The following is a 22,054-nucleotide window of genomic DNA, read 5'->3' as shown; positions in this document are numbered from 1 at the left end:
ACTGCGTAGCGCCTGAAAGTTACAGGGTACGCGCGACTTCGGTGATCTCGAACACCTCGAACTGATCGCCTTCGACGATGTCGTTGAAGTTCTTGATCGACATACCGCACTCGAAGCCCTGCTTGACTTCCTTGACGTCGTCCTTGAAGCGCTTGAGCGAATCGAGTTCGCCAGTGTGGATGACCACGTTGTTGCGCAGCACGCGCACCGACGAAGAACGCTTGACGATACCGTCCGTGACCATACAGCCGGCCACCGCGCCAACCTTCGGCACCTTGAATACCTGGCGCACCTCGACCATGCCGGTGATGACTTCGCGCTTTTCCGGCGCGAGCATGCCCGACATCGCCGCCTTCACCTCATCCACGGCGTCGTAGATGATGTTGTAGTAGCGGATATCCACACCGTTGGCCTCGGCCAGCTTGCGCGCCTGCGCATCGGCGCGCGTGTTGAAGCCGATGATGACCGCCTTCGATGCCGTCGCGAGGTTGACGTCGTTTTCGCTGATGCCGCCCACCGCGCCGTGCACGATCTGCACGCGCACTTCGCTGGTCGAGAGCTTGAGGAGCGCGTGAACCAGCGCTTCCTGCGAGCCCTGCACGTCGGCCTTGACGATGAGCGGCAGGTTCTGCACTTCGCCTTCGCCCATCTGCTCGAGCATGTTTTCGAGCTTCGCGGCCTGCTGCTTCGCAAGCTTGACGTCGCGGAACTTGCCTTGACGGAACAGCGCGATTTCGCGCGCCTTGCGTTCGTCGGGCAGCACGATGACTTCTTCGCCCGCCGCCGGCACTTCCGACAGACCCTGGATTTCGACCGGAATCGACGGACCCGCTTCCTTCGTCGGCTTGCCCGTCTCGTCGAGCATCGCACGCACGCGGCCATAGGCGCTGCCCGCGAGCACGACGTCGCCGCGGTTCAGCGTACCCGACTGCACGAGGACGGTTGCGACCGGACCCTTACCCTTGTCGAGCTTCGCTTCGATCACGAGACCCTTCGCAGGGGCCACGATCGGCGCCGTCAGTTCGAGCACTTCAGCCTGGAGCAGCACGTTCTCGAGCAGGTCGTCGATACCCGAACCCGTCTTCGCGGAAACCGGCACGAACGGCGAATCGCCGCCGTACTCTTCCGGCACCACGCCTTCCGCAACGAGCTCCTGCTTCACGCGCTCGAGGTTCGCGTCCGGCTTGTCGATCTTGTTGATCGCCACGACGAGCGGCACGCCGCCCGCCTTCGCGTGGGCAATCGCTTCCTTCGTCTGCGGCATCACGCCGTCGTCGGCCGCGACCACGAGAATCACGATGTCGGTCGCCTTCGCACCGCGCGCACGCATGGCCGTGAAGGCCTCGTGACCCGGCGTGTCGAGGAACGTGATGACGCCACGCGGCGTTTCGACGTGGTAAGCGCCGATGTGCTGCGTAATGCCGCCCGCTTCGCCCGCCGCAACCTTCGCGCGGCGGATGTAGTCGAGGAGCGACGTCTTGCCGTGGTCGACGTGACCCATGACGGTGACGACCGGCGGACGCGGCAGTTGCTCGGCGTCCGTCGCGGCTTCCTGACCTTCGACCAGCAGCGCTTCCGGATCGTCGAGCTTCGCGGCAACCGCATGGTGGCCGAGTTCCTCGACGATGATCATCGCCGTTTCCTGGTCGAGCATCTGGTTGATGGTGACCATCTGGCCCATCTTCATCATCACCTTGATGACTTCCGAAGCCTTCACGGACATCTTGTGCGCGAGATCGGCCACCGTGATAGTTTCCGGCACGTGCACTTCACGCACGATCGGCTCGGTCGGCGCCTGGAAGCTCGATGCGCTGTCCTGGTGCTTGCCGCGGCCCTTCGGACCGCCGCGCCAGCCGCGGTCGACGCCGCCGGACGAATCGCCACGCGTTTTGATGCCGCGACGCTTCGCGGCATCGTCCTGCCAGCCGCCCTTGCCGGCGCCCGGCTTCTTGTTGCGGTCGGCGGCGCCCGGTGCGCCCGCATTCGCGTTCGCAGCCGGAGCACCGGCCGCCGCGGCCGGACGCTTCGCCGCAGCGCCCGCGCCACCTGAGCCCCCCCCAGCCGGACGTGCCGGCGCGCCTTCGGGGCGGGCCGGCTTGTGCAGCGTACCTTTCGCTTCGGCGGGCTTGGGCGGCTCCACGGGCTTGGGCGGCTCGGGTGCCTTCACCTGCGCCTTGCGCGGCGTGTTCATCATCTCGCGAATCGCGCGCGCTTCGGCTTCCGCCGCCGCGCGGCGACGAGCGATTTCTTCCTGTTCCTTCTGAGCCTTCTCGGCAGCTTCGCGCGCGGCAACCTCGGCCTTCTGGGCGGCTTCGCGCTGCGCTGCACGCTCGGCGGCAGCGCGTTGTTCTTCCTGCTCGTCGGGCTGCTTCACCTGTGCCTCGGCAGCAGCGGCGCGCTGCGCCTGAACCGCCTGGTCGGCCAGCTCGCGCGCAGCGGCTTCGGCCACCACCTTCTTCTTCGCGGCTTCTTCCTCGGCGCGGCGGCGGTCGGCTTCGGCGGCCTCTTCGCGTGCGCGGCGCTCGGCCTCTTCACGCGCGAGCCGCTCCTGGCGCTCCTTCAGCTCCTGAGCCTGGCGCTCGAGCAACTCGGCCTCGCGGCGCGCTTCTTCCTCGCGGCGCTGCAGCTCCGCCTCTTCGGCGGCAGCGGCTGCGTCGGCTGCATGATTCGATGTCTCCGCCTGATCGGCGGACTCGTCGCGGCGGACGAAAGTGCGCTTCTTGCGCACCTCGACCTGAATGGTACGAGCCTTACCCGTCGAATCGGACTGCTTGATCTCCGACGTATGCCGTTTCGTCAGCGTGATCTTGCGCTTGTCTGCATCAGTCGAGCCGTGAGACTTGCGCAAGTGGTCGAGCAGACGCGCCTTGTCCGTTTCGGACAAGGAGTCGGCTTCGCTCGCTTTAGTGACGCCCGCCGCCTGGAGTTGCTCCAGCAGCACGCCTGCAGGCATCTTCAGTTCCGCGGCAAATTGGGCTACGTTGTTACTCGCCATTCATTCCTCTTAATGCAAGGAGCGGTTCCTTGCGGTTGACATCGGTTCATGCGGCCCCGGCACGCGCTCGAAGGCGGTGCCGGCCGCGATAGGTTCAGTGGGTCATGGTCGGTTCCTGCTCGTTCGCCACCGGCTTCGCACCTGTTGCCAGGTTACTGAAACCAGTGTTCACGTGCCTTCATGATCAACGCTTTCGCGGTGTCTTCTTCCATCCCCGTCATTTCGGTGAGCTCGTCCACGGCCAGCTCGGCAAGCTCGTCGCGGGTATGAATCTCGTGCTGCGCCAGCTTCGCAAGCAGGTCAGCGTCGATGCCGTCCAGGCTCTTCAAGTCCAGCGCGGCGTTTTCCACCTTCTCTTCGTTGGCGATGGCCTGGGTGAGCAGCGCATCGCGTGCGCGGTTGCGCAGCTCGTGCACGGTGTCCTCGTCGAACGCCTCGATCTCGAGCATTTCGTTGAGCGGCACGTAGGCGATCTCTTCGAGGCTCGTGAAGCCTTCGTCGATGAGGATGTCGGCGACTTCTTCGTCAACGTCGAGACGCGCCATGAACAGGTCGCGCAGCACGGTGCGCTCCTGATTCTGCTTCTGCGCACTTTCGTCCGGCGTCATGATGTTGATCTGCCAGCCGGTGAGTTCGCCGGCGAGACGCACGTTCTGGCCGCTGCGGCCAATGGCGACGGCAAGCTCGCCTTCGTCGACGACAACGTCCATCGCGTGCTTTTCCTCGTCGACGACGATGGACTGCACGGCTGCCGGCGCGAGCGCGCCGATCACGAACTGGGCGGGGTCTTCCGACCATAGCACGATGTCTACGTTTTCGCCACCGAGCTCGTTGCGCACGGCCTGCACGCGCGAACCGCGGATGCCGACGCAGGTGCCGATCGGATCGATGCGCTTGTCGTAGGCCACGACGCCGATCTTGGCGCGCACGCCCGGATCGCGCGCAGCGGCCTTGATCTCGAGAAGGCCCTGCTCGATCTCCGGCACTTCCATTTCGAAGAGCTTCATGAGGAACTCGGGCGCCGTGCGCGAGAGCTCGATCTGCGGGCCGCGCGCGGTGCGGTCGACCTTGCCGATCCAGGCGCGCACGCGGTCGCCCACGCGCAGGTTTTCCTTCGGAATCAGTTGGTCGCGGCGCAGGAGTGCTTCGACACGGCCCGACTCGACGATGAAGTTGCCCTTGTCCATGCGCTTGACCGTGCCGGTCATGATGCTTTCGCCGCGCTCGAGGAAATCGTTGAGGATCTGCTCGCGCTCGGCGTCGCGCACCTTCTGCAGGATCACCTGCTTGGCGGCCTGCGCGCCGATGCGGCCGAACTCGACCGAAGGCACCGGCTGCTCGATGAAGTCGTCGATCTGCGCGTCGGGCTTCTGCTCGCGCGCTTCGAACAGCAGGATCTCCTGATCCGGCTCCTGCAGGCCCGCTTCGTCGGGCACGACGCGCCAGCGGCGGAACGTCTCGTGCTCGCCGCTTTCGCGGTCGATCTGCACGCGGATGTCCGCATCTTCGTCGAAGAGTTTCTTGGAGGCGGACGCCAGCGCCGCTTCAAGGGCGGCAAACACCACGTCCTTGTCGACATTCTTCTCGCGTGCCAGCGCGTCCACCAGCATCAACACTTCGCGACTCATTGTTTGCGGCTCCTAAAGTCAACTTTGGGGATAAGGCGTGCCTTGTCGATGTCCGCGAGCGTGAAATCCAGCATCGCGGGCCCTGCCTTCCCTTCGAATTCCAGACCGATGGTCTCGCCTTCGGGCGCATGCACGATGCCCCGGTACGATTTCCGTCCGTCCAATGGCTTTTTCAACGTGATAACCGCCTCGCTGCCTGCGAAGCGTTCGAAGTCCGCCAGCTTCTTCAGCGGACGGTCGAGACCGGGCGACGAAACCTCGAGCCGCTCGTAGTCGATGTTCTCGACGGTCAGAACGTGCTGCAGCTGACGCGTGACCTTCTCGCAATCCTCGATCGCGATCCCCGCGGGCTGATCGATATAGATCGTCAGCATGCCGCGCCCGGTGCGCTCGAGATCGACCAGCTCGTAACCGAGCCCGGTGACCGTGGTTTCAATCAGTTCCGTCAGTTGCACTATGCCTACTCCAGATATTCGCGCAGCAGGCCAGCAACTTCCCGAGATTCCGCTCGGTCGTCCGGTTTCATTCCGGTTCGCGGGCCGCGCGCCAGGTGAGCGCGCGCTCTTGCACATTGCCTGCTCCCCGGATGACGCACCCTGCATGGCCCGCCGCTTCCCTTTACAACTGCGCACGCCTTTACATTGCTCTTGCGTTCACCGTTGTACCCTCAAGCGGCCGGACCAAAAAAAAATGGGCGAAACGCCCATCTTCTTTTATAGCCAGGTGGTCGGACCTGGAGCGCAAATCAAAGCCGCACGCCCAGCGACTTCGAGATTGTAGCCTTTTTTTGACATCAACGCAAACCGGACGGCGCTAAATGCCTGTCCGGAAAGGGCTTGCGGGATTTGCGCACGCTTTTGCAAAGCTTCGTCAGCCCCTTGCAGGAGGATGCCGACGAACCGCCTTGCCGCGCTTAGTGACCGCGCGTGCGGTTGCGCGGTGCGCCGCGTTGTCCGCCACGGCTGTTGCCGCCCGGAGCGCAGTTGCCGCTGGCATTGGGATTGGCGCTGCGATTGCCATTGCCATTACCGTTGCCGCCCGGACCGCGGCGATTGCCGCTGGCCTGCCCGCCCGCACGCTTGCCGGCGCCCGGAGCCCGGTTGCCGTCGACATCGCGGCCGGGACCGGGACGATTGCCGTTGCGCCCGCCACCCGCTGCGCCGCCAAAACCCGCGCCGAAGCCACCCGTGCCGCCCGACGCCCCGCCGCCGAAGCCACCGGCAGCGCCGCGCCGCCCCTGGCGCGGTTGGGCCATCGCGCCGTGCGAGCTCAGCACCGGTTCGCGGTTGATGAAGCCCATGGAGGTCTGCATCGGGTCCGGCTGACGGCGTTCCTGGGCGTTGCCGCCACGGCCGCCCTTCTCCTCGGCCGGCGCCTTGAGCCCGACCGCGGCCATGAGGCTCCGAACCTGATTGTCGTCGAGCTCCTCCCAGCGGCCGCGCTTGAGGCCCTTCGGCAGCGCGATCGGACCGTGGCGCGTGCGGATCAGGCGGCTCACCATCAGGCCGACCGCCTCGAACATGCGGCGCACTTCGCGGTTGCGGCCTTCGGCCAGCGCGACGTGATACCAGTGATTCGTGCCCTCGCCACCGCCGTCGCGGATGCGCAGGAAGTTCGCCGGGCCGTCGTCGAGCTCGATGCCCTTGAGCAGCTTCTGGCGATTCCCCTCCGTCAGCTCCCCGACCACACGCACGGCGTACTCGCGCTCCACGCTATAGCGCGGGTGCATGAAACGATTGGTCAGATCGCCCGAGGTAGTCAGCATCAGCAGCCCCTCGGTATTGAAGTCGAGACGGCCGACCGCGAGCCATTTCGCCGTCTTCATGGGCGGCAGACGGTCGAACACCGAGGCGCGGCCTTCCGGATCGGCATGGCTCACGATCTCGCCGGTCGGCTTGTGATAGAGCAGCACGCGCGGCGGCTTGTTCGGCAGCTTGCGCTTGATCGGCTTGCCGTTCACGCGGACCTGGTCGGTCGGCAGGATGCGCTGGCCGATGTGCGCCGGCTCGCCGTTCACCGAAACGCGTCCCGCAATGATCAGCTCTTCCATATCGCGGCGCGAGCCCATGCCTGCGTCGGCGAGCACCTTGTGCAGCTTCGGCGCGTCGTCGTCGGGGCTCAACACGCGCTTTTGCTGCACGCGGCCGCGACGCAGCATCGGCGCGCGCACGCCCGAGCCCGCCGCGCCGTTGTCGGCGTCGAAAGCCGGCGACGTCACGTACAGGAACAGATCGTCCTGCGCGCTCTCGCCGGCGGCGGCCGTCGACTGCTGCGCTCGCGGCTGGCCTTTATGACCCTGCCCCTGCTGACCCTGGCCTTGATTCGGGTTCTTCTGGCGCTTGCCGGCGGGCTTCGCCGCCGCGGCTTCGCCCTGGGCGCCGGACGCGCCCGCGTCCTTGCGGCGGCCCGGCTTCTTCGGAGCACCTTCCCGGCGCGGTGCCGGCGCGGCGTTCTCGCCGTCCTGCGTGTCTTCGGCGGCGGCGCCCGGCTCGTCGGTGGCCTTGGCCTTCGCACCCGCGCGGCGGCGCGCGATCAGGCTGCGCGGCCCGCGACGCAAACCGCGGCGCGGACGGTCCTCGCCTTCGCCGCTACCGGGCGCGCCCTCGGGAACGTCGCCGGCTTCGCGGGAACGCGGTTCGTCGGCCTGCGCGGATGCCGCGCGGCGCGAGGATTCGGACGCGTCGGTCGAATCGGTATCGTGGATATCAGTCAAAACAACCTCAAAATGTCAGGTTGCGCGCCCCCTTGCAAGGCGCGTCAGTGTGTTCGTTACGCCAGACGCCGCGGCGAGCGGCTCCGACGTCAGTCCCGCCGTTGGGACGGGGTCGTCCTGTGCCGCGTCGCGGCTGTCGTGTCCGGTTCAGTCGTCGCCTTCGGGCGCAGCGACCGGATACGGCCAATACGCCTTTGGATGAGCGGGCTCGCTCTGCCCGGCGCGAGGTGCTTCCTCGCGTCGTTCGTGTTGGGGTTCGGCGCCTGCGACGTTGGTGTCGCGTGCGTCGTCGTCCTGGGCGGCTGCCGTCCTGTCTGACTCGTTGCCTTCATCGGCCTCGGGTTCGACCGTGGTGGCAGCGGCCTGGGCGGTTTCTTCGGCTTGCGCCGCGTCCTGCTCGCCGGATACGCCCGGTTCAGCGGCCTCCCCGGTTTCCTGCGCCTCATGAACCGCTTCGCGCGGTTCATGCTCCGCCGCATCCGGCGCGCCTGCGTCGAGCGCCGGCTCTAACGATTCCAACGGTTCCGCCGGTTCAATAGCGCCAGTTTCGGTTTCAACGGCCTCGGCCGCGTCCGTGCGGACCGGCTCCGTGGCCTCGTCTCCCGCTTGCGCAGCAAGCAGTTGGGCCACCTCGCTGTCCGGAAACTCGATGGCATGCTGCGCGAGCAACTGCTCGCCCATCTGCGCCGAAGGGTCGTCGAGCGGCGGCAGCTCGTCGAGCGACTTCAGCCCGAGGTCGTCGAGAAACTGCCGCGTCGTCGCATAAAGCGCCGGACGGCCCGGCACGTCGCGATGCCCGATCACCTCGATCCAGCTGCGGTCCTCGAGCTGCTTGACGACCTGCGTATTGACCGTCACGCCGCGAATTTCCTCGATGTCGCCACGCGTGACCGGCTGCCGGTACGCGATGATCGCGAGCGTTTCGAGCACCGCGCGCGAATAGCGCGGCGGCTTTTCGGGATGCAGGCGGTCGAGGTAAGTCCGCATGGCGGGCTTGCTCTGAAAGCGCCAGCCGGACGCGAGGCCCACCAGCTCCACGCCGCGCCCCGACCATTCCTGTTTCAAGTCTTCGAGCAGGTGGCGGACCGTGTCGGCCGAAATGTCATCGGAGAACAGCTTGCGCAGATCGCCGACCTTCAGCGGCTCCTGCGTGCAGATCAATGCAGTCTCGAGGACGATCTTCGCCTCTTGGGTATTCATGCAGCCAGGTCAGACCTTAAGTAAGGTAAATCAGGTTCAAGGAACCGGATCAGACAGACGAAAGACGATATGGAACTGGAGACGCGCTCGCCCGATTCTGATCGGTCATATTGATGGGAGCACGCACCGGGGGGCCGCAATACAGGCAATCGAGCCAGACCCAGCCGGACGGAGCAGCGAAGTTCCCGCAGGGAACCGCTAGACTGAGCGCCATATTACGCAAAAACGGCGGGTGCGTAAAGACGCCTTTCCATCGCTCACCGTCCGCCGATGCGCCGTGCATTACGTGCGTTCAACGCGCCGTCCGCGCCTCCAGATAGCCGGCGAGACGCGCCACGCCCTCGTCGAGCCTCGCCGGATCGCACGCATAGCACCAGCGCACGAAACCTTCGCCTTCGGGGCCGAAGGCGCTGCCGGGCGCGAGCCCGAGACCCGCGTCGCGTACGAGCGCCTTGCACAGATCGAGGCTCGGCTGCGCGCCGGCCAGCCGGAAAAACAGGTACATCGCGCCATGCGGGATCTTCACGTCCACGCCCGGCAGCCGCGCGAGCGCGGCCGCGAGATGATCGCGCGACGCGCGCAGGTCCGCGACCAGAGCGCGCGTGAAAGGCTCGCCGTGCTCGAGCGCGGCGATACCCGCTTGCTGGACGAACGACGGCGCGCACGAGGTGTTGTATTCGACCAGTTTGCCGAGATCGTCCATCAGCCCATGGGGCACGACCATCCAGCCGAGGCGCCAGCCCGTCATGAGCCAGGCCTTGGAGAAAGAATTCACGCAGATCAGACGCTCGTCGCGCGATGCGATATCGAGAAACGAGGGAGCGGTCCGTCCGCCAGCCTCGCCCTCGCTTTCGTAGTACAAACGTTCGTACACTTCGTCGGCGACGATCCAGATGCCGTGACGGCGGCAATGATCGAGCACGGCGCGCTGCTCTTCGCGCGTCATCACCCAGCCCGTCGGATTGTTCGGCGAGTTGATCATCAGGAGCTTCGTGTCCGGCGTGAGCGCGGCGAGCAGGCGGTCGAGATCGAGCACCCAGCCGCGCTCGCCGTAAACGAGCGAAACGGTCTCGACCGAGGCGCCGAGTATCTTCGGGATCTCGACGAGATTGGGCCACAGCGGCGTCACGGCCACGGCGCGCTCGCCCGCTCCCGTCACGAGCTGCGCGGCGAGCATCAGCGCGTTCACCCCCGCGCTGGTTACCGCGATGTTCTCCGCCGGCGTCACGCCGTGCAAGCCGCTCACGTAGCGCGAGAGCGCCTCGCGCAGCGGCGCGATACCGAGGTTATGCGTATAGAACGTATCGCCGCGACCCAGCGCCTCGGCAGCGGCCTCGCGGATGAAAGGCGGCGTCACGCGGTCGGACTCGCCGAACCAGAACGGCAACACGTCCGGCACGCCAAAGCCCGCATTCGCCACCTCGCGGATCTGCGACGAGCGCAACGCACGCACGGCCTCGCGGGCGCTGGCGAGGTCGGGCCGGTTCGGCGTGGGGTGGCTGGACGAAATGGGGGCGGCGTGGCTCATCGCGAATTAGGCAAACGGGTAAAAGACACAGTGTAGCGCGCACGCCACAGACACGATGGCGAGCCCCGCATCCGACACACCGCTCTAGTTATGGCGCTAACCCAGCGTCTCCGGGCGGCCGCCGATCTGCCTGATCAGCGCCCAGACGGCCTCGGCGGCCGGCGAAAGCGAGCGGTCGCGCCGCCGCACGAGCTCGACGGTTCGCTCCGCGCGCGGCACGAGCGCGCGGGCAACGAGCGACGAGCCCGCGGGCACGGGCAGCGCCAGCCACGGCAGCACGCTGATGCCGACGCCCGCCTCGACGAGGCCGAACACGGTCGCCGGATGCCCCAGTTCCTGCACCACCAAGGCGCGCACGCCCTGCTCGCCCATCACGGCATCGATCAGCGGACGGCTGCCCGACGCGTAGTCGAGCATCACGAGCCGTTCGCCGTCGAGCTCGCGCCAGCCGACCCGATCGCGCCCCGCGAGCGCGTGGTCGCCGCGCACGACCACGCAGAACGAATCGGTCGTGAGCTTTTCGGTGTCGAGGTCCTCCGCCGCGAACGGCCCGATGATCACGCCGAAATCGACCTCGCCCGAGCGCACCTTGCGCACCACGTCGCTTTGCACGTCGTCGCGCAGTCCGAGCGTGACATAGGGAAACTGCCGTGAGCATCCGGCGACCACCTCGGGCATCAGGCGGCACGCCACCGTCGGGCTCGCCGCGACCACCACGCGCCCGCGCCGCTGCTCGCCGATCTCGCGAATCTCGCGCAACGCGTCGTCGAGGTCCCCAATAAGACGGGGAATCGTCGCGATCAGATTGGCGCCGACGTCGGTCAACTGCACCTCGCGCGTCGTCCGGTCCACCAGCTTGACGCCGATCTCCGCCTCGAGCTCGCGCACGCAGCGGCTCACCGCCGACTGGGTCAGCCCGATTTCGTCGCCGGCGCGACTGAAGCTCTGCAACCGCGCCACTTCGATAAAGACCCGCAACTGCCGTAGCGTCACATTCATCGGTCCAATTCATCAATCATGGTTTTTCATGCAATTTTATATCAGCGCCTTTGTGCGTGGCCAGATGGGCGCTGCATCGCCGAAACGGGCCGCGGCGATTATTCGCCGCAATGCAGCAATACGGCGCAAACGCACGCCTGGCGAGCCAATTTGCACAAGATTGGTGATTGTCCCGATATCCCCTCTATGCGATTTCGAGTCGAATACGCCCCTGGCAAGCACCCGCGCGGGCCTGATGCCACGCGGCTCCGAGACGAAAGCGTACGAATTGGCACGCTTCTCGCATAAGGGCATGCACAGGATCGACGGACGGACTGGAAACCACAATCATCCAGCCCGCCTCGAGGTCCCGCCTGGTACCCCGCCCTCCGGACGGGCGTACATGAAGAGTGCGCAGCGCGGGGCAGCGCACCGGAGATAGCTTCGCTGAGGTGAATGACATGATGCTGTTCGACGATTTGAGAGATAACGAATGGGCGCTGGTCGAGGCGTTGTTCTGCGCGGAACCCGCGCGGAGCGAACGGCGCGGACGGCCTCGCGTCGAAGCGCGTGCGGTGGTCAACGCGGTACTGTGGGTACTCTCGACAGGCGAAGGCTGGTCCAAGCTGCCGGGCCGCTATCCGTCACCGCCCACTTGCCGCCGCCGTTTCGACGAGTGGCAGGCTGACGGCACCCTCGCCGAGATCGTGAAACGCCTGAGCACGAACGGCCGCGAGATTTCGCTGCGCGGTCGCATTGGCGCGACGGCCACCAAGCCGCCCGCACCGCCGAGCCGCGATCGCCTGCGCGGCGCGTTCTGGACCAATCCGGAGTCGTGGCGCGCACCGGTCACGCCGGTCAAGATGGCCTGAGCGTCGGCTTTCCGCTTTCTCCCGCCGGGCGCCTCGCGCGCCCGGCCACGCCGGACACCTTCGCGAGCGCGCCAGCGCCGCCCGCATGAGCCGGCCTCTTCTTCCCGGATTGGCGATAGCCCAGGCAGGGGAAACATCTCCTTACCAACATTTACACCCTGCTTTCGCGGCCGACGCTAGGGTAGACCCATGTCTACAAACGTCGAGAACCCGTATTGACGGGAAGCCGCCATGAAATCCATGACTCTGCTCGTTCGGGGCAGCATGGGTTCGCTCACCGCCCTCGCCCTGATTGCCGCACTCTCCTGTGGCGTCACCGCCGCTCAGCCGCCGCAACATAACGCCGACGGCGGGAACCTGCCCCACGCTGGCGCCCGGCCGCCCGATCGCGCGCCCCGCCCAGGCGGAGCCAATCCCGCTGTGCCGCGCGGCGATCTACGCGCCGACATCACCGACAACGCCCGCCAGCGCGCCATGCCGCCGCGCGAAGCCATGCCCGCGTCGCCACGCCGTTGAGAGGTCGCAAGCACGCCTGCGCCTCGCGCCCTGGACGTAAACCCTCACGCGCACACCGATGCTTTACGGGAACCCCTGCGCGTCGCGCCGGTCTACCTAATGCCATCAAGCACAGCGTGGCAGCAGTAATTCCGGTAAGCCCGTATCGTCCGATACGGGCTTTTTTTTGATGTCGAGCGACCCGAAGCAGTCCGGAACGGACAGAGGCGCCGAGCCGGCGCCCTGGCCGCGCCGTGAACCTATTGGCGCGCGGGTACGTCCGACTCGGAAACGCTGCCTTGGGCCGCATAGCTGGCGATGCGATGATCGGCCCAGTGGAGCGAGCGCTCGTCGCGCGCGAGACGCGCGAATTCGGCACGCCCGAGGTCGGTGAGCACCGCGATGTCGACGGGCGCGTGAAACCCGGGCGCGGGCGCCACCGTGCGTTGCCGCACCGTCTCCATCAGCCCAAGCCCGCGCAGATATTGAAAAACTTCGGGACGTCGCGCCCAGGGGACCTGCCGATACTGCACCCGCCGCAACGCTTCGAGTACTGCTTCGTTGGAATACGTGGCCATCTCACTTCTTTCTTAAAATGCGACCTTCCAGAGAGGCCGCTGCGCTCAGTCACAAAGCGGTAAGCCTGCTTCGGCTAGCCGTCGATGCGCATTCGCTGTCAGTCGGAAGCAGGCAGAAACTGCGAGCTTGTCCGGGCCCCGTGAAGGCGCGATGAGCGCCTTCGGAACGACTGCGCGGCGCCACGCTCGCAACGCATGTGCGCAGATGCTTTATCCCCGAAATCATACGTTACCTCATTCAAATTGATTCTATTCGTTTTCCTCGCGGCTTTTCTTGCGCTGTTCGTCTTATGCTGCCGGGCTCGCGTGATCGTCGCCGCCGGCGCGATCGTCTTTTTCTGGCTGCTCGCCTCCGGCTGGCTGACGGGCCCGCTGCTCGATCTCGCCCAGCCCGCAGCGTATCGCACCCCCTACGATCCGGCGAAGCCCTTGCCCCGGCCCTTCGGGGCGCACACGGCCATTGTCGTGCTTGGCGGCGGCACGCATGTGAACGACGCAGGCGTCCTCGTGCCGCCGCAGGACGTTTACCCGCGGCTCGCGACCGCTGCGTCGCTCTACGCGCGATGCCGCGCGGCGGGCGGCATTTGCCGGGTGATCGTGAGCGGCGGCAACCCCCAGCATCACGCTGCCACCGAAGCCGACACGTATGCGCCGTATCTGTTGCGCGCCGGCGTCGCGCGCAGCGACCTCGTGCTGGAAAACGCCAGTCTGACGACGTGGCAGAACGCGCGCAACGTAACGCGCCTGCTCCAGACCTGGCCCGATGCGGCCGGCACCACGCTGCTGCTCGTGACCTCGGCATATCAGATGCCGCGCGCCCTGCTCGATTTCCGGCGCGACGGCAACGACCCGCTGCCGGTCGTCTCCGGCACGCGCGTTGCGCTCACCGGCTGGCGGCCGCGCCTCGCCAATCTGGAAAGCGCGCAAATAGCCTTGCACGAGTTGATCGGCATCGCACAGTTCCATGTCTATTGCATGATCGGCTGGTTTTGACGTCATCGTTTGCTACGGCGCAGCGTAACAAGATGTAACGCTGCGCATCCTCAACTCCGCAACCTCATCTGGAGCGTATATTTGCTCCTTAGAATGGCATGGCCATTCCGCCTGCGTTTTGCCTTGCCAGGCAACGGCTGGGTCCATAAACCGCTTCCACGGAGGTAATGATGAAAAAAATGTCCCTCGCAGTCCTGATTTCGCTTTCCGCCCTGACGGGTGCTGCCTACGCGCAAGACGAACACGGCGTCACGATGAGCACCGACCCGCAGCGGGCAGCGGATGTCGAACAGCACGCGCAGGAACTGCAATCTCGTCAGGAAGCCGCTCCGGCGCCGATGCACATGAAGGAACACGCGAAGCCGCATCATCACCACAAGGACATGCCGGCTCAGTAATGCGGCGCGCGGCATCGAGCGAGCGCCGCGCCGTCCTCTTTTTGAAAGCTGATGCACGGGTAGCCGGCATCGGCTTTTTGTCGCGCGCGGTATGCTAAAGTCGCGCACCTCGAATTGACCCAGCAACGGTGCGCCCCTCGCGCGGAGAACAGAATGAGCAACATCCAGCTCGATATCGAATGGACGGAAGAGGCATCCCGCAAAATCGAAAAATTGATGCCGCGCGGCAAGCAGGACGCGTTCCTCGCACTGCCGCCGGTCGAATGCCTCCCGATGGAAGGCGACGTGCTGTTCCTCGGCCCCGAGGGCAAGCAGCAGCCGTTCATCGTCGCGGAGCGCCAGTACCATCACGAAGGCGACGCCGACTGGACCATCATCCTGATCCTCGACGTGCCGAACACGGCGCACTGAATTCTGCCGGGGCACGCCCCGGCCGCCGGCGCCGCGCCTCACTCCACTCGCTCAGTCGACCACGCGCCGCCGGCCGGCGCCGCCGGCCGGCCTTCACCTCGCCCTGGCGGGCCTTCCCCTCCAGACGCCTCATCTTCGACGCCCGCGTGGGCCGCGTCGGCACGCGGGCCTTGCGCGTCACGCTCACGCTGTCGATCAGTTCGTCGAGCCGCGCGAGCGCCGCGGCGCGATTCTGCTCCTGCGTCCGGTATTCCTGCGACTTGATGACGACCACGCCTTCGCTCGACACGCGCCGGTCGGAGAGCGCGAGCAGGCGCATCTTGATCACGTCGGGCAACGAAGACGCATGGATATCGAAGCGCAGGTGGATCGCGCTCGATACCTTGTTGACATTCTGGCCGCCCGCGCCTTGCGCACGCACGGCGACCAGTTCGACTTCGTGGGGAGCGACGGGATAGCGGACGGACATATCGGACGGCGAAACAGTTAGAAGAGGCATGCCGGGGTGCGGGGCGGAGCATCTGCGAGTGTCGCACAGGCGGCCGCCAGATGGGCTTCGCGCCGCCGTTTGCCGATCGGTCATCGTTCGGCCATACTGGGTTCATATCAACATGGACACGCGAGGACGCATCGCATGAAGCTGCGCCCGGCATTCGTCGCCGAACTGGCGGTCAATCTGCTCCTCCCCTGGGTCGCGTACCGCCTTGCCCATCCGCACTACGGCGAAGTGGGCGGCCTCGTGGCGTCGGCAATTCCGCCGGTCGCCTGGAGCATCGTCGAGCTTGCGCGCTTTCGGCGCGTTGACGCGCTCGCCGCGATCGTGCTGCTCGGCATTGCGCTCTCGCTCGCCGCCATGGCTTTCGGCGGCGGCCCGCGCGTGCTGCTGATGCGCGAATGCCTCGCCTCGGGCGCCATCGGCGTCACCTTCCTCGCCTCGCTGCTCGCGCGCCGCCCGCTCGTGTACTACCTCGCGCGCGCGACCGTCGCTCGCGAAACGCCCGAGGGCGTCGCACGCTTCGAACAGCTCTGGCAGGAGCGCCGCGAGTTCGTCTCGGCCATGCGCATGCTCACGGCCGTCTGGGGCCTCGGCCTCACCGCCGACGCGGCGTTGCGCGCGTGGCTCGCCGCCACCTGGCCCATCGAGCGCTTCCTCGTCGTCTCGCCGGTGATCGGCTACGGCGTATTTGGCGGCCTGCTCGCCTGGACCTTCTGGTATCGCACACGCATGCGCCGCATCCACGGCACCCGCGGCTTGCTCGGCGATCCGACGGCCTGAGCGCGCCTGCCGCCAGCGCTCGCATCACGCCCGGCCAGCCCCCGCCGGCACGGCCGCTCAACCCCCTGGCGAAATCAGTTAGACTCACCGCCATTCCGCGGTGCACTTCCGCGCCGCCCGCTCTTGAACCACATCGGCAGTCGATGCGCTATTCGGTAGAAATCCGCAAATTCCTCTATAGCCAGTACTTCTATGGCGGCCTTCGCATCGCGGTCGGCATTTCGCTTCCCGCCGTGCTGTGCCTGTTCGTTTTCAACCAGAGCGAGCTCGGCTTCACCCTCTCCACCGGCGCGCTGGGCGCCTGCGTGGTCGACATGCCCGGTCCGCTGAAGTACAAGCGCAACGAGATGCTCGCGTGCAGCGCGATCGGCTTCCTGGCCGCCTACGCAACGGGCCTCGCGACCGTCAACCCGGTCGCGCTCTGGGCCGCCGTCGTGCCGCTCACCTTCGTGCTCTCGCTGATCGTGGTGTACGGCAATCGCTGGCCGCAGATCAGCTTCGCGACGCTGTTCATGATGGTGATGACGCTGGAGGAACACTTCACGCCGCACCAGGCGCTCGTCAACGCGTTATGGATCCTGCTGGGCGGCCTCTGGTACACGGCCTGGTCCACGCTCGTGAGCCAGTTGATGCTCCACCGCATCGAGCAGCAGGCGATCGCCGAGAGCGTGTTCGCCTGCGCCGACTACCTGCTCGCGCGCGCCCAGTTCTTCGACCTCGACAACGATCTCGACGAGTGCTATCGCAACCTCGTCGCCAAACAGATCGCCGCGGTGGAGCGCCAGGACGCGGCGCGCGACATCGTGCTGCGCAGCCTGCCGAAGCTCAGGAGCGGCAAGCTCGACCCGGTGCGCGCCATGCACTTCAACCTGTTCATCAACACGGTCGATCTGCACGAGCTTTTCGTGGGCGCCCACACCGACTATCCGCTCGTGCGCAATACCTTCGGCGGCTCCGACCTGCTCGCGTTCTATCGCGACCTGATCCGCAAGGCCGCCGCCGATCTCGAGGACATTGGTCTTGCCGTGCTGCAGAACGAAGCGCCGCGCGTGAGCGTCAACGCGAAAGCCGAGCTGCGCGCGATCGAATACGAGCTCGAACAGCTCAGGAAGCGCGATCTGCAGAAGACCGACCCGGAGGCCTATGCGGCGGTCTCGGCGTCGTTCCGGCGCATCTGGAGCGCGACGCGCCTGATCGACCGCATGCGCCGCAGCCTCACGAGCGAGGCGCCGACGACCGAAACGGAACTGCGCCTCGACGAAGCCCTGCAGCGTTTCGTCACGAGCCGGCGCGTGCCGTTCCGGCAAATCTTCTCGAACCTCACCATGGCCTCGCCGAGCTTCCGGCATGCGCTGCGCGTGACGATCGCGGTGGCCGTGGGCTTCTGGCTCGGGCGCCTGCTGCCGCTCACCAACGCCTACTGGATCGTGATGACGACCATTATCATCCTGAAGCCCGGCTACTCGCTCACGCGCCAGCGCAATGCGCAGCGTATCGTCGGCACGCTGATCGGCTGCGCGGCAAGCGTGGCCCTGATCCTGCTCGTGAAGCACCCGCTCGTGCTGCTCGTGGCGATGTTCGCGGCCATGGTGATGAGCTACAGCCTGCTGCTCTTTAACTATACGGCGAGCGTCGTCTTCACTTCGGCCTATGTCCTGCTGATGTTCCATCTGCTTGCGCCCGGCAGCATGCGCATCATCGGCGAGCGCGCCATCGACACCATGGTGGGCTGCATGATCGCGATCGCCGCGAGCCATCTGTTCCCGTACTGGGAATACCGGCTGATGGGCAAACTCGTGAACGACATGATCGGCGCGATGCGCCAGTATCTCGAAGCCAGTTGGGGTCGGGGCACGCGCGCGGCGCAGACGCAGGCGGAGCCCGCGCTGGCCGGCGCCGCGCCCCCGGCCGACTTCCGCTACCGCCTCGCGCGCAAGAACGTGCACGTGGCGTTTGCGAATCTGGGCCAGGCCTTCCAGCGCATGATGCTGGAGCCGAAGTCGGCGCAGAAGTACGTCGCCGAACTGAACGACCTCCTGATCCGCAGCCACGTGCTCGCCTCGCAGATCACGGCGGCCGCGCCGCTCTTGCGCGCCTCGGCAAAGCCCGGTCAGACGGCCGCGCCCGATGCGCTCGAACGGGCCCTCTCATGCGTGCACGAAAACCTCGTCGCTGCCGAATCGGGAACGCCGGCCCCCGCCGATCAGATCGACCTCACGAAACGGCTCACGCGCGATCTCGACACCGCGGTGGTCGAGACCGAGCGCGCGCTGGGGCCGTCCTCGGAGTTTGCGCAGGAACTGAAACTGCTCGCGCATCAATGCAAGCAGATGCTGGCCGCGTCCTGGCTCATCCGCAAGGACGCGAGCGTGATCCGGCTGCCCGATGCGTAGCGGAAGAGCGGGTACAAGCGCGGGTACAGCGCTGTAAAGGACCGCGAGGTACGTTACTGCCCCGTGCCGGCCGGCGGCGAGGCATTCGCGCTCGCTGCGGCGCTCGCCGGCTGGCCCGGATTCGCTTCGTCGTATTCGCGCTTGCCGCGAATCGCATTGAACAGCACGGTGCCGATCACGAAGAGCACCACCACCACGATGAGCACGCCAACGCCAAAGGCGGGATTCTTCTTGCGCGGTTCGTTCATGGTTCGCCGGAAAGTGAGGAGCAAAGCGGGCATTCTACGCCGGGGCGCCTTGCAAGCGGCTTGCTTCGCGGCGGCCGCCTTAGCCGGTTCGTACCGGTAAGGCCGTCGAGTACTTGAGTTGCTCCATGGCGAAGCTCGAGCTCACGTCGGAGAGGGGCACGGCGCGAATCAGTTGCTTGTAGACGCGATCATAGTCGTCGATGTCCGACACCACGACGCGCAACAGATAATCGGTCTCGCCACTCATGCGGTAGGCCTCGACAATCTCGGGAATGTCCTGCACCGCGCGCGTGAAGCTCTGCGCCCACGCCTCGGTGTGCTGGTTCGTGCGCACCGCTACGAACACGGTCGTCCCCACGCCCAGCTTCTTCGGATCGCACAGCGCCACCTGGGCGCGAATCACGCCTGTCTCCTTGAGACGCTGAACCCGCTTCCAGCACGGCGTTTGCGAAAGATTGACACGCTGCGCGAGTTCGGCAACCGGCATCGTGGCGTCCTGCTGCAACAACTCGACGAGCTTTCTGTCGATTACATCCATTTCCGCCTTTCCCCTTGCGTAGAAATTTATTCTATCTGGAGCCAGCACAGGGGAATTATATGAAAACTCTCTCCCGACGCAAACCGATATCGCCCTGTTCATCCGCAGCCGAACACCCCTGCACCGATGAACCTCCCCGCCGAACCCGTCCTGTTTGACGCCCAACCCGCCGCGTAGATCGGAACGCACGTCAACGACGTGTTGCCGCTGCTGCCCGCCGCGGCATGAACGATTGAAAAGCAGTCCGAACGACCCGAAAAGGACTAGCCTCGGCTGCCTGCGGTCGGAATCTGCGGCGGCGCGCTGTCGGGGCTGGCCGTGGGCGGTGGCGCCGGGCGTGGTTCGTGCGACGCGTCGCGCACCCCTTCCTTCGAGGCCGCCGCATGCGAAGGCGGCGCAAGATCGTCCTCGTGCAGCGGAACGTCCGCGCCGCGCGGGCTCATGTGCACCTGCATCTGCGGTACCGGCATGTCGATGCCGGCCTCGTCCATGCGGTGCTTGAGCCGCGCATTGAACGCGCGCGCCACGCTCCACTGCTGGAGCGGCCGCGTCTTGATCTGCCCTTTGACGACCATCCAGTTCGGCTCGAAACGGTCGAGCCCCCACACCTCCACGGGCCCGAGGATCTCGCGCCGGTAGCGGAAATCGGCCACCAGCTCCGCGCCCACTTCGCGAATCAGTCGCGTGACGGTATCGAGCTCGACGGAAAACGGCACGCGCACTTCGAAGACCGCATACGCAAAGTCGCGCGAGAGGTTCTTCACGATCTTGATCTGGGAGAACGGAATGGCGTGTATCGCGCCCTGACCGTCGCGCAGGCGCACGGTGCGGATCGACAAATGCTCGACGGTGCCCGCATGGCCGTTGTCGAGATCGATCCAGTCGCCCACCGAAATCGTCTCCTCGATGATGATGAAGAGCCCCGTGATGAGATCGCTCACGAGCGACTGCGCGCCGAAGCCGATCGCGAGACCGATCACGCCGGCGCCCGCGAGCAGCGGCGTCACGTTGATGCCAAGGTTCGCGGCCGTGACGATCCCGGCGATCGTGAGGATCGTCACGAGCAGCGCGTTGCGCACGAGCGGCAGCATGGTGCGCGCGCGTGCGCTGGGCGCGCGGCCCTTGGCGCGCGGACCGCTCGGATTGAGCGCCTCGAGGATCGCGGTATCGAGCACGATCCACGTGAGCCATGCGAAGAACACGGTCACGCCGATTGCGAATAGCGCATGAGCGATGCCTCGCGCGGCGACGCTCGCCTCGATGATGCGCGCTAGCGAGATGTCCCACAGCCGCGCGCACGATTCGAAGTACGCGAGCCAGATGAACACGATGGCGAGCGTGCCCGCAAATCGCAGCAGCCGCCGCAAATAGGGCGAGCGGCGCCGCATGCGCGCGGGATCCGGCCGCGTGAGGCGCCGGACGACCGCCGAAAGGAAGAACGCGAGCACGAGCAGAAGCGCGGTGACGATCGAGATCTGCAGCACGTTCTCGCTGCTGCTGAGCCCCCCCACGGTCGCGACGATCGATGCGGCCGCGAGCAGCAGCATCGGCACGTGCCAGATCGAGGCCAGCAAGTCAAAGATTTCCGTGAGCGCCTTGTGGTCGTGGCGCAGCTGGTAGCTGCGGTTGCGGATCAGATGCGCAACGGGCCGGCTGAAGGTCATGGCGAATACGGCGGTCAGCACGGCCGCCGTCATGTTGGCGAACGTCGAGACAAGCGCGGCCAGGTTGATGCCAATCTGATACGCGACGTCGTAATTCGTGGCCGCGTCGCCGAGCGCGCTGCACACGCCGATCGCGAAGAGCAGCCGGCGCCCGCGCGCGATCAGCACACGCACCGCGGCACGCCGGTGCCCCGACCCGAACAGCGAGAACATGATGAGACAGATGGCCGAAAACACCGCGCCCGCGACAATGGCATAGGCAATGACGAGGCCGATCGTGCGGCCGACGGACTGGGACAACGCGCGTTCGACGACGAGCGCCGCCACGAAGGCGACGATGAACGGTCCGACCCGCTGCAGGGCGAACACGCCGAGCTCGATGGTGGTGGGATTGGGCTGCAGCCCGGTGTCGACGGAAAAACGCCGCAGCACGCGGCGCACGAGCCAGCGCAGCGCGAGCGCGCAGGCGCCCCAGCCCACGAGCATGCCAAGCAGGTGGAGCACGAGACCGCCCGCGCGCTCCTCGTCCTCGCCCGCCGCGAGCGCATACAGCTCGTTGCCGGCCGCCCGGAACCGTCCGGCCCAGTAGTGCACCGGACTGCGGCCGCGGCGCGCATCCGCTTCGACCGACGAGAGCCCTGACGCGATCGCGCCGAGCAGCCCCGACGTGCCCGCCGCGCCCGAAGCCGGCGCGGGCGCGACGTTTTGCGAAGCGTCGCGCAGCTTTTTCAGTTGCGCGACGAGCGCATTGCGCTGCCGGTCGCTGTCGAGCGTCGTGATCACGCTGTCGAGATTGCGGGTGAACTCGGCCTGGCTGGCCGCGCTGGGGGCCGATGCGGCCTCGGCTGCCGACGCGCCCGAGGCAGCCGCCGGCTGGCCCGTGATAAGACTTTTCAGCGCCGGCAGAACAGGCGCGGCGGGCGCAGGCACCACCGCCTGGGCCAACGCGAGCGGCACGCAGGCGCACCAGAGCACGAGACAGGCGAGCAGCGTCAGCCAGCCCTGGCTCAGCGGCGAGCGTGTCGCCTGCGCCGGGTGCCGGTCAAAAACGGGAGCAACCGCGGGCCACCCGGCGCACGCCGGCTGGACCCGTGCGCCGTCCCGTCCGGAGCGTGAATTCATGTCGCAAAGGCAAGAACAGGACGC

General features: G+C 66.4%; 17 protein-coding genes and 2 pseudogenes. 7 read left to right on the top strand and 12 right to left on the bottom strand.

The window, feature by feature from the left end; translation table 11 throughout:
• Positions 1–19 precede the first annotated feature (19 nt).
• The 7 genes from infB to WJ542_RS10195 form a co-directional block, all read right to left on the bottom strand.
• Complete coding sequence (infB, locus tag WJ542_RS10225; protein ID WP_411189186.1) at positions 20–2,995, bottom strand: translation initiation factor IF-2; 2,976 nt, start codon at positions 2,993–2,995, stop codon at positions 20–22.
• 152 nt (positions 2,996–3,147) lie between these two features.
• The gene (nusA, locus tag WJ542_RS10220; protein WP_411189185.1) at positions 3,148–4,623 is read right to left on the bottom strand and encodes a transcription termination factor NusA; all 1,476 of its coding nucleotides are present in this window, start codon (positions 4,621–4,623) and stop codon (positions 3,148–3,150) included.
• On the bottom strand, positions 4,620–5,078 hold the full coding sequence (rimP, locus tag WJ542_RS10215) for a ribosome maturation factor RimP (protein WP_411189184.1): 459 nt from the start codon (positions 5,076–5,078) through the stop codon (positions 4,620–4,622). The genes nusA and rimP overlap by 4 nt, the downstream gene beginning before the upstream one ends.
• 458 nt (positions 5,079–5,536) lie before the next feature.
• Positions 5,537–7,336, bottom strand: a complete 1,800-nt coding sequence (rluB, locus tag WJ542_RS10210) for a 23S rRNA pseudouridine(2605) synthase RluB (RefSeq protein WP_411189183.1) — start codon at positions 7,334–7,336, stop codon at positions 5,537–5,539.
• A gap of 147 nt (positions 7,337–7,483) precedes the next feature.
• Complete coding sequence (gene scpB, locus WJ542_RS10205; protein ID WP_411189182.1) at positions 7,484–8,536, bottom strand: SMC-Scp complex subunit ScpB; 1,053 nt, start codon at positions 8,534–8,536, stop codon at positions 7,484–7,486.
• A 292-nt stretch (positions 8,537–8,828) separates the two neighbouring features.
• Entirely contained in the window at positions 8,829–10,064 is a 1,236-nt protein-coding gene (locus WJ542_RS10200) for a pyridoxal phosphate-dependent aminotransferase (protein WP_411189181.1), read from the bottom strand.
• 96 nt (positions 10,065–10,160) lie between these two features.
• Positions 10,161–11,063 carry a LysR family transcriptional regulator gene (locus WJ542_RS10195; protein WP_411189180.1) on the bottom strand — a complete coding sequence of 301 codons (903 nt, stop codon included), beginning with the start codon at positions 11,061–11,063 and terminating at the stop codon, positions 10,161–10,163.
• A gap of 443 nt (positions 11,064–11,506) precedes the next feature.
• Here WJ542_RS10195 and WJ542_RS10190 point away from each other — a divergent pair.
• A pseudogene (locus tag WJ542_RS10190) lies at positions 11,507–11,893 on the top strand (transposase); the annotation flags it as partial.
• A 252-nt stretch (positions 11,894–12,145) separates the two neighbouring features.
• Positions 12,146–12,430: a hypothetical protein gene (locus WJ542_RS10185; protein ID WP_411189179.1), complete on the top strand. Its 285-nt coding sequence runs from the start codon at positions 12,146–12,148 to the stop codon at positions 12,428–12,430.
• A 239-nt stretch (positions 12,431–12,669) separates the two neighbouring features.
• Here the strand turns inward: WJ542_RS10185 and WJ542_RS10180 are convergent, their stop codons facing one another.
• Positions 12,670–12,987, bottom strand: a complete 318-nt coding sequence (locus WJ542_RS10180) for a hypothetical protein (protein WP_411189178.1) — start codon at positions 12,985–12,987, stop codon at positions 12,670–12,672.
• A gap of 243 nt (positions 12,988–13,230) precedes the next feature.
• Here WJ542_RS10180 and WJ542_RS10175 point away from each other — a divergent pair, with 243 nt between their 5' ends.
• The 3 genes from WJ542_RS10175 to WJ542_RS10165 all read left to right on the top strand — a co-directional run bounded on the left by WJ542_RS10175 (position 13,231) and on the right by WJ542_RS10165 (position 14,789).
• A complete protein-coding gene (locus WJ542_RS10175; RefSeq protein ID WP_411189177.1) occupies positions 13,231–13,980 on the top strand; it encodes a YdcF family protein in 750 nt (249 codons plus the stop codon).
• A gap of 170 nt (positions 13,981–14,150) precedes the next feature.
• Positions 14,151–14,378 (top strand): hypothetical protein, encoded by a 228-nt coding sequence (locus WJ542_RS10170; RefSeq protein ID WP_411189176.1) that lies wholly within the window; start codon positions 14,151–14,153, stop codon positions 14,376–14,378.
• A gap of 153 nt (positions 14,379–14,531) precedes the next feature.
• Positions 14,532–14,789: a DNA-binding protein gene (locus tag WJ542_RS10165; RefSeq protein WP_411189175.1), complete on the top strand. Its 258-nt coding sequence runs from the start codon at positions 14,532–14,534 to the stop codon at positions 14,787–14,789.
• 76 nt (positions 14,790–14,865) lie between these two features.
• Here the strand turns inward: WJ542_RS10165 and arfB are convergent.
• A pseudogene (gene arfB, locus WJ542_RS10160) lies at positions 14,866–15,258 on the bottom strand (alternative ribosome rescue aminoacyl-tRNA hydrolase ArfB); the annotation flags it as partial.
• Between the two features lie 165 nt (positions 15,259–15,423).
• On the opposite strand from arfB, the gene WJ542_RS10155 reads away from it, so the two are divergent.
• Positions 15,424–16,065, top strand: coding sequence for a VC0807 family protein (locus WJ542_RS10155; RefSeq protein WP_411189174.1), 642 nt, complete (start codon positions 15,424–15,426; stop codon positions 16,063–16,065).
• Between the two features lie 143 nt (positions 16,066–16,208).
• Entirely contained in the window at positions 16,209–18,458 is a 2,250-nt protein-coding gene (locus tag WJ542_RS10150) for an FUSC family protein (protein WP_411189173.1), read from the top strand.
• A gap of 53 nt (positions 18,459–18,511) precedes the next feature.
• Here the strand turns inward: WJ542_RS10150 and WJ542_RS10145 are convergent, their stop codons facing one another.
• From WJ542_RS10145 to WJ542_RS10135, 3 genes are all read right to left on the bottom strand, one after another.
• Positions 18,512–18,706, bottom strand: coding sequence for a hypothetical protein (locus WJ542_RS10145; RefSeq protein ID WP_411189172.1), 195 nt, complete (start codon positions 18,704–18,706; stop codon positions 18,512–18,514).
• A 79-nt stretch (positions 18,707–18,785) separates the two neighbouring features.
• Positions 18,786–19,244: an Lrp/AsnC family transcriptional regulator gene (locus tag WJ542_RS10140; RefSeq protein ID WP_411189171.1), complete on the bottom strand. Its 459-nt coding sequence runs from the start codon at positions 19,242–19,244 to the stop codon at positions 18,786–18,788.
• A 263-nt stretch (positions 19,245–19,507) separates the two neighbouring features.
• Positions 19,508–22,030: a mechanosensitive ion channel family protein gene (locus WJ542_RS10135; RefSeq protein ID WP_411189170.1), complete on the bottom strand. Its 2,523-nt coding sequence runs from the start codon at positions 22,028–22,030 to the stop codon at positions 19,508–19,510.
• Positions 22,031–22,054 lie beyond the last annotated feature (24 nt).

Source organism: Paraburkholderia yinzeri (assembly GCF_046581065.1).
In the GTDB taxonomy this organism is placed as follows: domain Bacteria; phylum Pseudomonadota; class Gammaproteobacteria; order Burkholderiales; family Burkholderiaceae; genus Paraburkholderia.
This window is presented reverse-complemented; position numbering and strand designations above follow the sequence as displayed.

What these genes read in the sequence shown, in the direction of transcription:
- WJ542_RS10185 (WP_411189179.1), top strand. Translation starts at nt 12,146, where the DNA reads ATGAAATCCATGACTCTGCTCGTTCGGGGCAGCATGGGTTCGCTCACC.
- nusA (WP_411189185.1), bottom strand. Translation starts at nt 4,623, where the DNA reads ATGAGTCGCGAAGTGTTGATGCTGGTGGACGCGCTGGCACGCGAGAAG.
- scpB (WP_411189182.1), bottom strand. Translation starts at nt 8,536, where the DNA reads ATGAATACCCAAGAGGCGAAGATCGTCCTCGAGACTGCATTGATCTGC.
- infB (WP_411189186.1), bottom strand. Translation starts at nt 2,995, where the DNA reads ATGGCGAGTAACAACGTAGCCCAATTTGCCGCGGAACTGAAGATGCCT.
- WJ542_RS10150 (WP_411189173.1), top strand. Translation starts at nt 16,209, where the DNA reads ATGCGCTATTCGGTAGAAATCCGCAAATTCCTCTATAGCCAGTACTTC.
- WJ542_RS10170 (WP_411189176.1), top strand. Translation starts at nt 14,151, where the DNA reads ATGAAAAAAATGTCCCTCGCAGTCCTGATTTCGCTTTCCGCCCTGACG.
- WJ542_RS10200 (WP_411189181.1), bottom strand. Translation starts at nt 10,064, where the DNA reads ATGAGCCACGCCGCCCCCATTTCGTCCAGCCACCCCACGCCGAACCGG.
- WJ542_RS10165 (WP_411189175.1), top strand. Translation starts at nt 14,532, where the DNA reads ATGAGCAACATCCAGCTCGATATCGAATGGACGGAAGAGGCATCCCGC.
- WJ542_RS10145 (WP_411189172.1), bottom strand. Translation starts at nt 18,706, where the DNA reads ATGAACGAACCGCGCAAGAAGAATCCCGCCTTTGGCGTTGGCGTGCTC.
- WJ542_RS10135 (WP_411189170.1), bottom strand. Translation starts at nt 22,030, where the DNA reads ATGAATTCACGCTCCGGACGGGACGGCGCACGGGTCCAGCCGGCGTGC.
- WJ542_RS10155 (WP_411189174.1), top strand. Translation starts at nt 15,424, where the DNA reads ATGAAGCTGCGCCCGGCATTCGTCGCCGAACTGGCGGTCAATCTGCTC.
- WJ542_RS10140 (WP_411189171.1), bottom strand. Translation starts at nt 19,244, where the DNA reads ATGGATGTAATCGACAGAAAGCTCGTCGAGTTGTTGCAGCAGGACGCC.
- WJ542_RS10180 (WP_411189178.1), bottom strand. Translation starts at nt 12,987, where the DNA reads ATGGCCACGTATTCCAACGAAGCAGTACTCGAAGCGTTGCGGCGGGTG.
- WJ542_RS10195 (WP_411189180.1), bottom strand. Translation starts at nt 11,063, where the DNA reads ATGAATGTGACGCTACGGCAGTTGCGGGTCTTTATCGAAGTGGCGCGG.